Here is a 16,737-nt window from a genome sequence, read left to right on the forward strand (position 1 = left end):
CCGGGTTATGCTGCACCCAAAAAACACTTTTGAGAAGTTAATGAAGGTAGATTCATGAATAAAAAAGAGCTTCCTGATAAGCACGGGCATTTTGGTCCCTATGGTGGTATTTTTGTAGCAGACACTTTGATGTATGCATTAAAACAATTGGAAGAGGCTTATGCCAAATATCGAAAAGATCCCGATTTTTTAGCTGAGCTTGATGCTGAATTAAAAGATTATGTCGGACGGCCTAACCCCCTTTATCATGCACAACGTTTAAGCAAGGAAATAGGTGGCGCCCAAATTTACTTAAAACGAGAAGATTTGAACCATACTGGGGCACATAAAATTAATAATACCGTAGGGCAAGCGCTACTTGCCAAGCGTATGGGAAAAACTCGTGTCATTGCCGAAACGGGTGCAGGTCAACATGGCGTTGCCTCAGCAACAGTAGCTGCTAAATTAGGCTTAGAATGTGTCGTATACATGGGTGCTGAAGATATAAAGCGCCAATCATCGAATGTGTATCGCATGAAATTGTTAGGTGCAGAAGTTGTTCCGGTCACCTCAGGTTCAAAAACATTAAAAGATGCATTAAATGAAGCCATGCGTGATTGGGTAAGTCATATTGATGATACTTTTTATATTATTGGAACGGTTGCTGGGCCACATCCTTATCCTCAAATGGTCCGGGATTTTCAAGCGGTGATTGGCATTGAGGCACGAGCTCAGTTTTTAGAAAAAACAGGACATTTACCCGATGCTTTGGTGGCCTGTGTCGGTGGTGGCTCTAATGCAATCGGTTTATTTTATCCCTTTCTCAATGACTCAACCGTTGCTATCTATGGTGTCGAGGCTGGAGGTAAGGGTTTAGAAAGCGGCCAACATTCTGCTTCATTAATTGCTGGAGCTCCGGGCGTTTTACATGGTAATCGGACTTATTTACTCTGTGATGAGTACGGTCAAATTAAAGATACTCATTCTGTTTCGGCTGGTCTTGATTATCCTGGTGTAGGTCCAGAACATGCCTACTTAAAAGATACTGGTCGCGTCATTTATGAAGCAATTAATGATGATGAAGCACTGCATGCATTTCGTACTTTAACGCAGGTTGAAGGAATTATCCCTGCTCTGGAATCCAGTCATGCAATTGCATATGCAATGAAACTTGCTAAAACCATGTCAACGAAACAAAGCATTATCGTGAATTTATCTGGTCGAGGTGATAAAGACATGCATACTGTGGCTCAAATTGATGGAATTACCGTATGAATCGAATTGATAAAACTTTGATGCGCCTTAAAGCTCAAGGCAAAAAAATGCTTAGTCCTTATATTACAGCTGGAGATCCTTATCCAGAGGCCACGGTTCAACTGATGCATGAGTTGGTACGATCCGGAGCTGATATTATAGAATTGGGTATTCCTTTTTCTGACCCCATGGCAGAGGGTCCTGTTATTCAAAGAGCAATGGAGCGTGCACTTGCTCAAGATGTGCATTGCCATACCGTATTGAACATGGTGAAAGAGTTTCGACTACAAGATCAAGAAACACCCATTGTTTTAATGGGCTATTTAAATCCGATTGAACATTTGGGTTATGAGCTTTTTGCACAACAGGCAGCAGAAGTGGGTGTGGATGGAACCATTCTGGTAGATTTACCCCCAGAAGAAAGTGAAGATGTAGCAAAAGTCTGGCAAAAATATGGTTTATACAGTATCTTTCTGTGTTCGCCTACGACTTCAGATGAGCGAATGGCATTAATTAATCAATATGCCAAAGGATATTTGTACTATGTGTCTTTAAAGGGTGTTACTGGATCGGATCTGGATGTTTCATCTTTAAAATCGCAATACCAACACCGAAAAACACAAACCACACTTCCTTTAATGGTGGGGTTTGGTATAAAAACACCTGAAATGGCTGCAGAGGTTGCTAGTTTTGCAGATGGTGTTATTGTGGGGGCAGCCCTCATTACGCGAATTCTGGATGCTTACAATACGAATGATGATATATTGCAAGCGGGAGCAGATTTAATTTATTCCATGCGACATGCCATGGATGATTTAAAATGATGGCTTTGTGAGTAGGGCTATCATCAATTCGCCATTTTGACCAGGATAGTAGAATGGTCAACAGACCCTAATAACTGTGGTGGAAAATCTAATGACAGAAATAACTGAAAAACGAGCTCATTTTATAAGACAACTGATTACTGATGAACTGGCGAGTGGCAAACATAAGTCTGTAGTGACTCGTTTCCCTCCTGAGCCAAATGGGTATTTGCATGTAGGTCATGCTAAGTCTATATGCTTGAATTTTGGTTTGGCTCAGGAGTTTAACGGTATTTGTTATTTGCGTTTCGATGACACCAACCCCACTAAAGAGGAAGAAGAGTACGTCAATGCGATTATTGAAGACGTGCGCTGGCTAGGTTTTGAATGGTATGCAATGACGCATTCTTCAGACTACTACCATGAACTCTATGATTTTGCAGTATTATTAATTAAAAAAGACTTGGCTTATGTTGATAGCTTAAGCATGGATGAAATTCGAGCTTATCGAGGAACTTTGCAAGAGCCCGGACGCGAAAGTCCTTACAGAAATAGACCAATCGAAGAAAGTTTGGGTTTATTTACTCGTATGAAAGCAGGGGAGTTTCCTGATGGCACGCATGTATTAAGAGCAAAAATTGATATGCAATCAGGTAACTTAAATATGCGTGATCCCGTAATCTATCGTATTCGACATGCACATCATCAACGTACGGGAGATGAATGGTGTATTTACCCTATGTATGATTACGCTCATCCTATTTCTGATGCGCTAGAAAAAATCACTCATTCTTTATGTACATTGGAGTTTCAAGACCATCGCCCACTTTATGATTGGTGTGTTGATAATTTACCTTTACCTGCAAAGCCGATACAAACTGAGTTTGCTCGCTTAAATTTATCGCACACAGTCACTTCAAAGCGCAAATTACGCACCTTGGTTGAAAAAAAGGCTGTTTCCGGATGGGATGATCCACGTATGCCGACAATAAGAGGGATGCGTAAACGGGGTTATCCTGCTGCCGCAATTCGTCAATTTTGTGAAGTCATAGGGATATCACGTAGCGACTCCGTAATTGATATGTCCATACTTGAGGAATGTGTTCGTGCTGAATTAAACAGAACAGCGAAGCGTGCTTTGTGTGTTATGGATCCTATAAAAGTAGTTATAGAAAATTATCCTGAAGGCAAAGTAGAAATGCTTAAGTCTGCATATAATCAGCAAGATCCAGATGCAGGCGCAAGGGAACTCCCTTTTTCTCGAGAGGTCTTTATTGAGCGTTCAGACTTTATGGAAGAGCCACCTAAAAAATATTTCCGGCTATCTCCTGGAGCTGAGGTGCGCTTACGTCATGCCTATGTGATTAAATGTCATGAGGTTGTTCATGATGAACAGGGCAATATTATCGAATTACGTTGTACCTATGATGAAAAAACTTTAGGAAAAAACCCGGAAGATAGAAAAGTAAAAGGGGTCATTCATTGGGTATCATGTGCACATGCTTATCCTGTAACTGTACTCGAGTATGACCGCCTATTTAACGATCCTAATCCTGGAAGAGAAGAGGATTTCTTTCAATTTTTAAATCATGATTCATTGAAAATACAACAAGCCTATTGCGAACCTGCTCTAGCAAATCAGCAATTAGGAGAAGTATTTCAGTTTGAGCGTTTAGGATACTATTGTGTTAATGATTTAAAAGAGGGTCGAGTTTGTGCATTTCATCGTGTCGTTGATTTAAAAGATACTTGGGCAAAATAGTAGAGTCTGTTGACCAAAGAAGAGTGAGTTTAAATGACGATTTAGAGCCCTAAAAACCCAGGTTATCCTGAGAATTACGAGGGATGTGGTCGCAGGATGTTGTCATGGGATTAGGGCCAAGATCGTAGGATTGCCAACAGATTCTAAATGAAGGGGCTGATATGTTGCATTTATATAATTCTCTAACCAGAACGAAAGAACCATTTGTTTCCATTTCTCCCGGAAAAATTGGCCTCTATGTTTGTGGTATCACCGTATATGATCGTTGTCATATAGGCCATGCCCGCTCAATGGTTTCTTTTGACGTCATTGTTCGATACCTTCGCTCTCAGGGCTATGATGTGAAATACGTACGTAATATTACTGATATTGACGATAAAATTATTGCACGCGCACATGAACGTGCAATACCAATCGATGAGTTAACCGCCCAGTATATTGCGGCAATGAATGAGGACACACAAGCTCTAAATATTTTACCTCCGGATGTTGAGCCACGTGCCACGGAACATATCGGCAGCATCATTCAATTAATCGAGCGGTTGCTTGAGAAGGGCAGTGCATACCTCAGTGATAATGGCGATGTATGCTATCAGGTTGATTCGTTTGCTGACTACGGTAAATTATCGCACAAAGATCTTGAGGGATTAGTTGCGGGAGCACGAGTAGAAATTGTTAAGGAAAAACGTTCCCCTTTAGATTTCGTTTTATGGAAAAAGGCAAAACAGGGTGAACCAAGTTGGCCCTCACCATGGGGTGAAGGACGTCCAGGTTGGCATATTGAATGTTCTGCTATGGCTATGAGTGAATTAGGTGAGCAATTTGATATTCACGGGGGAGGGTTGGATTTACAATTTCCGCATCATGAAAATGAAATCGCACAAAGTGAAGCGGCTACTGAAAAACCTTTTGCAAACTATTGGCTGCACGTAGGCATGCTACAGGTTAATAATGAAAAGATGTCTAAATCATTGGGTAATTTTTTTACGATAGCTGACGTTTTAGCCCAACATCATCCTGAAGTGGTTCGTTATTTCCTTTTAAGTAGCCATTATCGCAGTTCATTGAATTATTCTGAAGAAAATTTAGTCAATGCTAAGAAAGCATTAACGCGCTTATACCAGACCATCAAAGACAGTCACCTCATCGATGGTGAATTAGATAATCATTGGGTCAATGAGTTTAATCAAGCGATGAATGATGATTTTAATACGCCCGTCGCCCTCTCTGTTCTGTTTCAACTTAGCCATGAAGTCAACAAGAGTCGTTCACCTAATTTGGCGATTACATTGAAGCATTTAGCAGGGGTCATGGGGTTATTACAAGAAGATCCTGCATCTTTTTTACAATCTGGGTTTGCTGAAGAAGACAAGACTGAAATTGAAGAATTAATTGCTGAACGGCTTCAAGCTCGTGCTGATCGAAATTGGGGGCGTGCTGATCAAATAAGAGCAGACCTCTTAAGTCGAGGAATTGAGTTGGAAGACGGACCGCACGGAACTACTTGGCGTAGGATGGAATAAGCAGTTTTTTAAATGTTACATCTCATACCTAGCTTGGGTTAGTGCAGCTTAACCCAAGCTACAGTTCTTTTATGGAATACCTTCATCTAATATTAATCGCTTGTCTTTGCTTGCTTGAGTCCTGCTTCTTCTAGTACGTAATAAAAAAATAATAATTAAAAAAAATAATAAAAAAAGAACCATCCACCCCATGAGATAAAAACAATCATCCAATGCCAAAGCAGTGGCTTGTCGCGTAAGATAAGCATTTAATTGAGCAGATGCATTTTTTCCTTGAAGATGAAAAAATTCTGCTCGTTCGAAAAACTGTTGTGTTTCATGGGAAAACGCAGTCAAACGACTTCCCAAGCGAAGATGAAAAAAAACTTCCCGTCTGTGCCATAAAATAGAAAATAACGCGACTCCTAAACCACTGCCAAGTAATCTTGAGACGTGGAAGAAACTTATGCTTTCAGCACGCTTTGTCTCAGGAAAGGCGTTTACGGTCATCTGAAACAGTGGTGATAAAAACAATGCGAGTCCTATACCGGCTAATACGCGGGAAAAAGCGATCCGCCTAAAATCAATTTCCACATTGAAGTAGGTGGTATAGAAGCACGAAATAGCAAAAAAAAGTAAGGCAATGATTAATGGAAAAAATGGGTCATATTGTTTCTTATTGATGAGTACAGGGATCCACCCACAAAATGCCATAGTTCCAATAATTAGTGCGATCCAATCAGGAGTATAATTAACATAAAGCTTCAACCATAATGACAATAAGATCACCATGCCAAAGTAGAGTGCAAAAAATAAAATGATATAGATCATAGCAAGGGAAAAATAAAAATTTTTAAGCAATTTTAAGTCGATGACGGGATGTTGCGCTGAGCAACTCCGTAAAATAAAAAATATAAAGCTGATAAAACCAGAAATAAGTAAAAAAGTGATTAAAGGAGAGCGAAACCAATCTAACTCCTGGCCAGTTGTTAACGCGCTTAAAATAAAAACCATGCTGATGCAGTAATAAAAATATCCGAGCGTGTCAAAATAGGTTTTCTTTACTGGTTCGTGATATTTTCTATAGCCATAACCAACATATGCAATAAAAAACAAGCAAATTGGTATGTTTGAATAAAAAAGAAATCGCCAATCGTAGATGTAAGCAATCCAGGCGCCATATGAAGCACCAAGTACAGGAATGATTGACAGACAAATCAACACTAAGGAAACGATAAAGACATTATCTTTATTCTCTGAAAGTAAAGGAATAAGTGTATAGGTAATAAGAAGAAACATTGGTCCTGAAGCAAATCCTTCTAAAAACCTAAATAAGATAAAAGAAAAAAAATCACTAGCGGTAGCGCATTCCCATGAGAAAAAAGCAGTAAGACTGAGACATACCACATAAAGTTGAATGGGGCTTAATCGAGTCACAGCAGGTTTGCCTAACGGCACCCCGAGTAAGTTGCCAATACAAAAGAAACTGACAGTATAAGAGGTCATATAGGGACTACCGCCGAGATCACTGACAATATAGAGACCCGCCATTATGGTTAAAGTCAGATTTAGAATTACCGCAGCCAATGATAAGAGTAAAATATAGAGAATCATCGCTCCGTTCCATTTAAGACAGCTTGATTGATCATCAGCGGGGTATTGGCGTATTTCTGAAGATTAGGATCTAAATTACTCTGAATTATATGTGCGATAAGATGCTCATTGCCTATTTCTTCTTTTTGGAAAATATCAGTGACGTATTGAGGTGAACCCTTAGTTGACGTGGGTACCAAAGGTCCATTCTGATTGGATAGATTTGCGGTAACCTCTAGGGAAAGACCAATTCGTAATGGAAATTTTTTTAATTCGTCTTGATTTAAAGCAACACGAACAGGCAATCTTTGTACGATTTTAATCCAATTACCAGAGAGATTCTCAGGAGGTAATAGTGAAAAAACATTACCCGCGCCTCCTGGTAAACCAACAATTGTTCCGTGGTATACAACACTCGATCCATAAAGATCAGAAGTAAAAGTAACGCTTTGACCGATACGCATTTTTTTGAGTTGTGTCTCCTTAAAGTTGGCATTAACCCATACTTGATCCAGAGGAATAATGGCCATGAGGGGTTCTTTGGGTGAAATCCACATACCCACTTGAATCGTCCTTTGTGCTACAAGTCCATCTACTGGGGCATAAATTTTACATCGATAGAGCTGGACCCAGGCATTACGTACCTCTTGTGCAGCGGCTTGAACCCAAGGATGTTCTGCAATCGACGTTCCTTGTACAAAAGCGAGCGCTTTTTGGTAATTGTTTTTAGCGCTTTTTAATGCGGCTGTCGCGGCTTTAAGATCATCTTGAGCGTTTTGATAGTCTTCCAAAGAAATCGCTTTGGCACCAATGACATCATAACGATGTTTGAGGTTTTGCTGGCTTTTTAAGAGTATTGCTTTTCTCACTTCAATTTCTGCAGCCAATACAAATACATCATGGAATGCTTGGCATACATCTCGTACTGTTTTGGCAAGTTTCTTTTTTGCTTTTTCTAGAGCGATCAGAGAATCTGTTTCATTTAATGAAACGAGAAGTTGTCCTTTTTTTACTAGAAAACTATCATCTGTATAAATGCCTGTGACAAATCCTGGTTTTAATGATTTGATGTAAACCTGATTTCCCTGTACGTAAGCATCATTGGTATAGACTTCGATTCTCCATACAAAAAGCCAATACAAAAAAAGGAAAATTAACAGAGCGATGACCATGATTGTAAAATAAAAAGAAGGGGACTTTTTGTTCATGAGTTTTTCACCAAGGGTATGGTATTTTGATAGTAACCTCCTCCCAAAGCTTTGGTTAATTTGATCGAGGCTAGGTATTGGTTATAAAGTAAAGCCACATCAACAAGTTTTTTTTGAATCACATCTTCTTGGAACAAATACACATCAAGTACACTATCTAAACCTTTTTTCTGGCGCAAATAACTTAACTCATAACGTTGTTTTGCAAACTCAACCACTTGATTTTGTTCCTTTTTTTGTTGATAAATGTCTTCGGCAAATGCCAGTACATCAAGAACTTCTTGAGTGCTGTATAGAAGTAAATTATTGTATGCAGCAATTGCTGCATCAAATTGCGCTTTATTTGCTTTGATATTTGCCCGTATGGCGCCTGCAGTGAAAATAGGTAAATCGAGAGCGGGTCTAAGGGCTGCTGTCCCACTTGATATATCCAAAAATTTTCTCCATTTGGTACTTTCAAGGCCAACAAGGCCAATTAGGTTTATATTAGGATAATATTCTGCCATAGCTGCCCCTGTTTTGTAGGCCAAGGCTTTGGCTCGCCAAATTTGCGCCATGAGATCCGGTCTGCGGGCTAAGAAATCTAACGGCAAAATTGGAGGAATTTTTAGCGTTTTGGGTAATTTGGGAAGCGCTGAGTCAATCAATAGGGGATTATCCGGACTGCGTCCCGCTAAGGTATTAATTAAGTGCTTGTTAGCAGAAAGTTCATCATTAATGCTCGATAGTAATTTTCGGGCTTCAAGCAATTGTTCTGAAGTTTCTAATGCAGGTATTTTTGAAGAAAGTCCTTTTTTTACTAATAATTTTTGTAATGTTGCAATTTTTTGGCGAACATCAATTAACTGCGTGAATAATTTTTTTCGTATAAGATTGGTTTTATATGCAAAAAAAACTTGAGCGATTGCAGTACTGGTTATTAATTCCACGTCTGCTTCTTCCGCTTCTTGAGCCTTTGCTTCTCCCAGCGATGCGCGGAAAAGATTTCGGTTTTTTCCCCAAAAATCGAAATCATAATTAAATGAAAGAGAGAGATCTAAAAGTGTCGCATTCAAAGGAAATCTACGATTGAAAGCGCGATATAATCCGTTTTGGCTTACATATTGTCGGTTTTCATCTGCATCAAAAAATATTAAAGGAAATAATAGTGATCGCGTAACCCTTGCTTGCTGCTTTGCAACCGTAACTCGGCTCTTGACCTCTTGAATTGAAGGGTTATTCATTAACGCTTCTGTAATCAAAGTATTCAAATCAGGCGTATTATAAGCCAACCACCATTGTCTAGTAGGCCATTTTCCTTTGGAAAAAATCGCTTTTTTTTGCAGGTTTTTTTTAATGGAATGTTCTATATTTGGAACGGGTTTTATATTTTTAACTTGGCTTTGTTGTGGCAGCGAGACAGTGCAGGATGCTAAAGAGCATAAACTAAAACCAATAAATCCTTTGATCCAAAGCCGCATAAGAAGTCCCTGTTTATTTGGCAGCATATCCTAAATATTTAAAAAACAGATCCATAAACCTGTTCTTAGTATTGAAGCCATCTATATCCTATATAGTAACCATTAGTTTTTGATTTTCATAGGAGTTTTCTATTGATAAATAGGAAATACGTTTTTCAGTTTATGTTATCTATTTTTCCAAAAATGTATCGACTAACTTTGCGTTGTTACCCGAAGAATTTCGGCAAGGGAAGTGTCTCCGACGAGTACACGCTTAAATCCATCATCGCGAATACTGGGAGTAGTTGGACGTAGGTAATTTTCCATCGTCTGTAAATGTTCATTGCGGTGGATCATTCCCCTTAAGGTCTCATCAATAGGTATCAATTCATAAATCCCAGTTCTCCCCTTGTAGCCTAGATGATTGCAGAAGTCACAGCCTTTTGGTTCAAAAACGTTTGACGTGTCTGCATCAGGCGCCAGTCCCATCAGTTCTTTTTCATCATCTCTTAATTGATGTGGGGTTTTACATTGGTGACATAATTTTCTGACCAGTCGTTGTGCGATAAGCCCAACAATACTTGAAGAGAGGAGAAAGGACTCAACACCCATATCACGTAAACGAGTTAATGCGCCTAGAGCACTGTTTGTATGTAAGGTTGAAAGTACTAAGTGTCCTGTCAGACTTGCCTGAACTGCAATTTCAGCCGTTTCCAAATCACGAATTTCTCCGATCATGACCACATCTGGATCCTGTCTGAGAATCGCTCTTAAACCTTTAGCAAAGGTCATTTGTACTTTAGTATTGACCTGAGTTTGGCCAATTCCTTCAAGATCATATTCTATAGGATCCTCAATGGTTAGAATATTACGTGAGACCTCATTTAACTCCGTCAACATGGCATATAAGGAAGTAGTTTTACCTGAACCAGTGGGGCCCGTAACTAAAATAATGCCATGCGGCTCAGCGATCATTCGTCGCATGGCTTTTACGGTTGGTTCAGGCATACCCAAGAGATTTAAATCCAATTGGGCCGCTTGCTTATCCAGAATTCTTAAAACAACACGTTCACCATGGTTAGAGGGAAGGGTGGAAACCCGAACGTCAATATTATGTCCACCAATACGTAGTGAAATACGACCATCTTGTGGAATACGTTTTTCTGCGATATCCAGTTTGGCCATAACTTTAACTCTAGAAATCACTAAAGGCGCTATGGCACGTTGAATTTCTAAAACCTCATGTAACACACCGTCAATTCGATTACGTACTAATACGCGATCTTCATAAGTTTCGATATGAATATCAGATGCCTTTTGTTTTATTGCTTGAGTAAATAATGCATTCAATAAGCGAATTATTGGTGCATCATCTTGATTTTCCAATAAATCTTCACTTACTGGTAGTTGGCTTGCTAGTAACGAAAGATCCATATCATCCTCCATACCGCCGGCCGCTTCTAATATGGATGATTTTGATTGATAGACATGCGCTAAATGTTGTTGAAAAGCAGATTCATCGACTTGTTTTAAAGTAAACTCACATTGTAATAATCGTTTTATTTCAGCAAGTGCTTGCAAAGGGGTATTTGGTAAATAATAAACAAGGACATGGTTATCACTCATTTCACTGGCAACAACAATCCCATGGTTTTTTGCAAAACTGTATGGGATTTTCAGTGATTTATCTTCATGTTCCATAGTTTATTTCGTTGCTAATAAAGGGGGACGATTAAACGGTTTAGGTAATTCTGCCTGTTTTAAAGCAGGCATTACCGTAGCATTATTACTTTGTACAAATGCATCTTGTGATCTCAACCAATCCAGTTCGTATTGACGTACATTATTATACTTTTCACTGGTCATATGCATACTATCTCGTTCATTACGTAAAATAATGGGTTTAATAAAGACCATCAGCACACGTTTTTCGCGTGAATTTACATTCCGTCTGAAAATGCGACCTACACCGGGTATATCGCCTAATACGGGGATACGGTTATCATCATTACCCAGACTGTCTTGGGTCAAACCTCCTAAAACAACGATGTCTCCACTATCAACATGAACTGAAGTAACTATGCTACTAATTCTAAATGTTGGAGTAGTTGTATTCGGAGCAACAACCGGCGGATCCAGAGTGTCATTTCCTTGATCAATTTGCATTTGAATACCTTCGCCACGCGTAATTTGGGGTCTGACATAAAGATGTAATGCAACGTTAACCCGATCAAAAGTAGTAAATGGTACGCCATTATTTGTTGTACCTCCCGCATTGGCGGGTTGGGTGGTGGATGCAATCGAAACCTGTTTACCTACCAAAATTTTAGCTTGTCGATTATCAAGTACTACTACTGAAGGTGTTGATAAAATGTTCGCTTTATTTTCTCTTGCCAAGGCGTATATTTGAGCTTGAAAATCATCAAGTCGGGTTTTACTGTTAATTATAGCAAATCCAGGTCTAAAGCTACCTGGTTTTCCTGTTTGTTGCTGGCTACCCCATTCTATGCCTAAGTCATTGACGTCCTCTTGATTTATTTCGGCGACTAATGCCTCAATAAGAATTTGCGCCGGTTTAATATCCAGTTGGCTAATTACCTTTTTCAGAATTCGTATCACAGATGCTGGTGCATTAAGAATGATGGAATTGGTATTGGGCTCAGCAATAATTTGTACTGATGGTTTTGTAGTACCCTCATTCTGTGATGTTGTTGATGAGGTGTTTCCGGTAGCCCCAGGTGATGTTAATGGGGAAGCACCTGTTGGAAATGGAGAGTTAGAACTAGGGCTTTGATTAGAACCACTATTACTCACAAGATTGGAGGCAGGATTAGTACTGTCTAAAGCAGGTCGAGTGACAGTACCAATGGTTGTCCCAACATTACCGCTGAAATTTGCTTGAGCAATACCGGCAAGAATTGGCACCAGGTCCTCTGCTCGGAGATAATTCAGATAGACGACTTGAGTATTGGAGTTAAGCCCTGCAGAGCTTTCCTTATCCAGCTTTAAGATTAACATCCTAATGCGGATCCTATCTGTTTTTGAACCACTGATTAATAGAGAGTTGGAACGATCATCAGCGGCTACAGTTAATTGAGTGCGTGCTGCTCCCATACTGGGTTGGGTTTTTACTAAATCTTTTAGAGTGGCTGCAATGTCCATTGCTAAAGAATGTTGTAAATGAACCATGTCGATGCCATTTGCAGACGAGTTATCTACTTGTTTGATGATGTCTGCAAGACTATGAATGTTGTTCGCTCTTCCTGACAGGATGAGCATGTTTGAGGGGGCATACGCAGAGATACTGCTCCATTGTGGCATTAACGGACGCAAAACAGGCACTAATTGCTCTGCCGGAACATAATGAACGGGCACAACCGCGACCATCATGTCATCGCCACGCGGTGGATGTCTCAGTTCATCCAGAAGATCAGGTGATTGAGTTTTCGCATCAATATTAGGAATAATTTTAACGATTGCACCATTGGGTATCGCGGCGTAGCCTGAGACTTGTAAAACTGAAAGAAAAACCTGATAGAGTTCATTATTATTCATTGGTGTTGACGATACAATCGATATTTTTCCTTGAACTCGAGGATCAATGACAAAGTTTTTTCCAGTAACGCGTGATACTTCAGCGATGACCGCTCGAATATCTGCGTTTCTTAAATTCCATATTTGGCCATTCGGGGGGAGCGTTTGTGTTTGCTCACCTGCGCTCTCATTTTCAGATTGATTCGTTGGTATTGGAGAGGGGGCTTGATTGTTATTTTGTTGATTTTTCTGGGCAATGATCTTTTGGGACAGTTTATTCTGCAGCTCCCGCGCTGTAAGGTAATCGCTAATAGGGCCTATTTGCACAAGATAAAGTTTTTTATCGGATAGGTTCTTAATTTCTACATGTTCACTAACAAGGGCAGACAGTTCCTTTTCACGCTGTTTTGCATCTTTTTCTAAATTAAACGCTCCTGCTTGCAGGTAAAAAATAGTATTCCCGTTCTTCGTTGTAGTGGAAATATTAATTTCGTTTGCGTGAGTTAACGCAGAGCAAATAAATATTAAAATTATAATTACTATCGAGCGCATTGAAAAACCGCAAAATCATAAGTGAATAACATAATAACTAAATTTATAAACTTACCATAGCTTTTTTGGCGAGTAACTGAAGGTATTTTGAAGCATTTTTCTATTTTGCTTTAAGATTATCTTAATTGTTAAGAAATTAATGAAATACGCTTAGTTACTCATTTATTTTACTCTCGAATAAATAAAGTGGGATTAAATAACTTATTAATCCCGGATTGTATGACGTTATCCGGGACCTTATTTTGGCTAGGGAGAGTGATGGGTATGAGTATGTGAATCATGGTGTTGATGATGCTGATGATGATGTTGTTGTGAGTGTTGGTAGGGATGATGAGCATGGTGATGAGGTGGGAAGAAACCATTAGGATGGTTTGCGTGTACGGGATTTGTAACAATTACTGTAGTTGGTGGTTGTTGTATTGTGGATGGGTGATTGTGTTGGTGTGCGTTTTGCTGATGCCCGTGCGTTCTTGAATTATTCATATTTTTTCATCCTAATTAAATAAAGAATTGAATGACGGCTAAGATGATAATGAACACTTAATTGTACATTTTAAATATCATCTTAACGCATTATATGCAAAGAGTTTGGTAAATGTATATGCTTTTAAAAACAATTCAAACTTTAAATAATAACAAAAAACGAACTTGATTTAGGGGGGGCCTTCTACCTCAATGTTGGAGAAGGCTCTATCCGATTCTGGGAAAGGATTAAGGACAATAAATCGTGTCTATCACTTCTACGAGATCTGCATTACTCTGATCCTTTAAATCAAAATTGCCATGGAGTTCTTCTCCTGATGAACTGATGTATTGTCGTTCAAAAAATCGTGATAATACTGCGTTTTGTCTCCGAAGTACGGGAGCTGCAGGCATTTCATCAGAATCTGGTAATTGAACTAACGGATTTTCTGATAAGTCCGCCTCATTTGTTTTTCCTCCGGTAATGAATAAGGTTCTTGTTTTTCTATCGAAAAATTTAGTCATGCGAATCTCCAGGTGAGTGAGTTGGTGATTACATACAACAATTCAGTTGAGCTGATAGGGCAGAGCAAGCTCAGTAGGGTCTGTATACAATTCTACTATCTCGGACAAAGGAATAATAAACAGGCCCTAAACTTTTCTACACGAACGAAACGGTTCCGTCAACAACCTTAAATTGAATAGGTTTTATTATCTAACGTGTTGGTGTTAAGAATAGAGTATTTCAATTGTACAATACCGCAGCCAATATTCTTTGTCTCCAAAAGTTCCAGTTCGACATCCTCTTTCAGTGGACCAAATAATGATCGACCCGAACCAATTAAAACAGGAATCAATGTAATGGTTATTTCATCAATGAGATGCTCACCAATGAATTTTTGAATTGTGATTCCTCCATCAATATAAAGATGTTTCATTCCTTGATTTGCCAAGCGATGAACGAGGGCAGTGGGCGATTCAGACGATGAAGAAACGTAATTTTGTAAGTGCTTAGGAATAGTTACTCCCTTACTACTCATGACTACTACTGGGAGTGTTCCATATGGCCATTCATCAAATGATAATACTTGTTCAAAAGAATGTCGGCCCATGATCAATCCGTCAACGGTCGCGATAAAGGATTTATAACCACCATCCTCACCTTCGGGTACAACAGAATTAACTTTCATGAGCCAATCAATAGAGCCATCATGGCGCGAGATAAATCCATCAACACTGGTAGCGATAAATACAGAACATTTCATGGACATAATAAAAATATCCTTGTGATTATTTTTGCAAAATGTACAGGAAAATCAGCTCAACCTGTTTTAACTGACCAGGAAGAATACTACAAAAACAATACTCAATATAAAGAGTAAAAAATTAATTTTTTGTCGGGTTAATAGTTTTAACAGCGTATAAAGAATTATCCCTCCACCAATTCCATCTGCAATTGATGCAGTAAAGGGAATCATCATTATTGTAACCATACAGGGCGCAGTTTCACTCACATCCTGTAATTTCATATCAGTGAGGTGTTTCATCATACAACACGCTACATAAAGAAGCGCAGGACCGACAGCAAAATTAGGGATCATTCGCGCTAAAGGGGAGAAAAAGAGCATGAGGATGAAGCCGATTGCTATGACGATTGCGGTGATACCACCTCGTCCGCCTGCTTCAATACCTGCCGCAGATTCAATATAGGGAGACGTACTTGCTGAACCCAGTAACCCTGCCACAGCAGAAGCGGCTGCATCCACTGTTAAACAGTTACTAAGACGTTTCGCATAATTTTTTTGTTGCTTGAATACGGACGGATTCAATAAACCGATTAATGTGCCTGTGGCATCAAATACAGCAATTAAAAAAAAGGTGAATGTGGCTTTTATGGCGAGCACCGTATTGAGGCCAGAAAAATCAAGCTTTAAAAAGGTGGCTTGCATGGAAGGGGGCATGGAAATTAAACCTTGCCAGGTAGATAAACCCATTAACAAACTTAAAGCAGTAATACTCAGTATGCCGAGGATAATTGCCCCAGGTATTTGAAAAAAATCCAGAGTGAGTATTAGAAGAAAGCCTAAGAAAAATAATCCGGTTTCAGGACGATTGATTTCACCAAGACGCATTAAATTATGATTGTCCGCGATTATAATTTGATTATTTTCTAGAGTAATTAGCGCAATTAAGAGACTTATCCCTATTAGGATAGCAATTTGTAAATTGTAGGGAATGGCTTCAATTAAAAGACGTCGCAGACTGGTGAGCGACATTAAAAAAAATAAAACGCCTGAGAGAAACACAATTGCCAAGGCTTGTTCCCAGGGTATGCCCATTCCTTGTACTACTGTATAGGAAAAAAAGATATTCAAAGCCATACCAGGGGCAATGCCGATGGGGGTATTGGCAAATAGGCCGGCAAGAAGACAAGCAAAGGCAGTAATAAGGCATGTCGCTGTAAATACGGCTCCCTGATCCATCCCAGCATCATGAAGAATGCTTGGGTTAATGAACGCAATGTAAACCATTGTTAAAAAAGTGGTGATCCCCGCAAGGACTTCGGTTCTCAGGGTAGTGTCTTTCAGAAAATAGGATTTTAACCGTTCCATAATGTTTTATTCTTCTATTTTAAAATTAAATTTAAAG

At 39.3% G+C, this 16,737-nt stretch carries 13 protein-coding genes; 4 read left to right on the top strand and 9 right to left on the bottom strand.

Annotated features, from left to right (window positions below):
- Nucleotides 1-54 precede the first annotated feature (54 nt).
- The 4 genes from trpB (at nucleotide 55) to cysS (ending at nucleotide 5,321) form a co-directional block, all read left to right on the top strand.
- Nucleotides 55-1,254 carry a tryptophan synthase subunit beta gene (gene trpB / locus OQJ13_RS15310; RefSeq protein ID WP_265711716.1) on the top strand — a complete coding sequence of 400 codons (1,200 nt, stop codon included), beginning with the start codon at nucleotides 55-57 and terminating at the stop codon, nucleotides 1,252-1,254.
- Nucleotides 1,251-2,057 carry a tryptophan synthase subunit alpha gene (trpA, locus tag OQJ13_RS15315; RefSeq protein WP_265711717.1) on the top strand — a complete coding sequence of 269 codons (807 nt, stop codon included), beginning with the start codon at nucleotides 1,251-1,253 and terminating at the stop codon, nucleotides 2,055-2,057. Before trpB ends, trpA begins: the two co-directional genes overlap by 4 nt.
- A gap of 91 nt (nucleotides 2,058-2,148) precedes the next feature.
- On the top strand, nucleotides 2,149-3,798 hold the full coding sequence (locus tag OQJ13_RS15320) for a glutamine--tRNA ligase/YqeY domain fusion protein (protein WP_265711718.1): 1,650 nt from the start codon (nucleotides 2,149-2,151) through the stop codon (nucleotides 3,796-3,798).
- 161 nt (nucleotides 3,799-3,959) lie between these two features.
- Nucleotides 3,960-5,321, top strand: a complete 1,362-nt coding sequence (gene cysS / locus OQJ13_RS15325; RefSeq protein WP_265711719.1) for a cysteine--tRNA ligase — start codon at nucleotides 3,960-3,962, stop codon at nucleotides 5,319-5,321.
- A 69-nt stretch (nucleotides 5,322-5,390) separates the two neighbouring features.
- Here cysS and OQJ13_RS15330 read toward each other — a convergent pair whose 3' ends face one another.
- The 9 genes from OQJ13_RS15330 to OQJ13_RS15370 form a co-directional block, all read right to left on the bottom strand.
- A complete protein-coding gene (locus OQJ13_RS15330) occupies nucleotides 5,391-6,914 on the bottom strand; it encodes an MFS transporter (RefSeq protein ID WP_265711721.1) in 1,524 nt (507 codons plus the stop codon).
- A complete protein-coding gene (locus tag OQJ13_RS15335; protein WP_265711722.1) occupies nucleotides 6,911-8,101 on the bottom strand; it encodes an efflux RND transporter periplasmic adaptor subunit in 1,191 nt (396 codons plus the stop codon). Before OQJ13_RS15335 ends, OQJ13_RS15330 begins: the two co-directional genes overlap by 4 nt.
- Nucleotides 8,098-9,561 (bottom strand): efflux transporter outer membrane subunit, encoded by a 1,464-nt coding sequence (locus OQJ13_RS15340; protein WP_265711723.1) that lies wholly within the window; start codon nucleotides 9,559-9,561, stop codon nucleotides 8,098-8,100. The genes OQJ13_RS15335 and OQJ13_RS15340 overlap by 4 nt, the downstream gene beginning before the upstream one ends.
- Nucleotides 9,562-9,753: 192 nt before the next feature.
- Complete coding sequence (gene lspE, locus OQJ13_RS15345) at nucleotides 9,754-11,241, bottom strand: GspE family T2SS ATPase variant LspE (protein WP_265711724.1); 1,488 nt, start codon at nucleotides 11,239-11,241, stop codon at nucleotides 9,754-9,756.
- Nucleotides 11,242-11,244: 3 nt separating this feature from the next.
- A complete protein-coding gene (lspD, locus tag OQJ13_RS15350; protein ID WP_265711725.1) occupies nucleotides 11,245-13,626 on the bottom strand; it encodes a GspD family T2SS secretin variant LspD in 2,382 nt (793 codons plus the stop codon).
- 246 nt (nucleotides 13,627-13,872) lie between these two features.
- Nucleotides 13,873-14,109 (bottom strand): hypothetical protein, encoded by a 237-nt coding sequence (locus OQJ13_RS15355; RefSeq protein WP_265711726.1) that lies wholly within the window; start codon nucleotides 14,107-14,109, stop codon nucleotides 13,873-13,875.
- Nucleotides 14,110-14,337: 228 nt separating this feature from the next.
- Nucleotides 14,338-14,613: a hypothetical protein gene (locus OQJ13_RS15360; protein WP_265711728.1), complete on the bottom strand. Its 276-nt coding sequence runs from the start codon at nucleotides 14,611-14,613 to the stop codon at nucleotides 14,338-14,340.
- Between the two features lie 167 nt (nucleotides 14,614-14,780).
- A complete protein-coding gene (locus OQJ13_RS15365) occupies nucleotides 14,781-15,359 on the bottom strand; it encodes a dihydrofolate reductase family protein (protein ID WP_265711729.1) in 579 nt (192 codons plus the stop codon).
- A gap of 60 nt (nucleotides 15,360-15,419) precedes the next feature.
- Entirely contained in the window at nucleotides 15,420-16,700 is a 1,281-nt protein-coding gene (locus OQJ13_RS15370; protein ID WP_265711730.1) for an NCS2 family permease, read from the bottom strand.
- Nucleotides 16,701-16,737 lie beyond the last annotated feature (37 nt).

The organism is Legionella sp. PATHC035 (assembly GCF_026191115.1).
GTDB lineage: Bacteria > Pseudomonadota > Gammaproteobacteria > Legionellales > Legionellaceae > Legionella.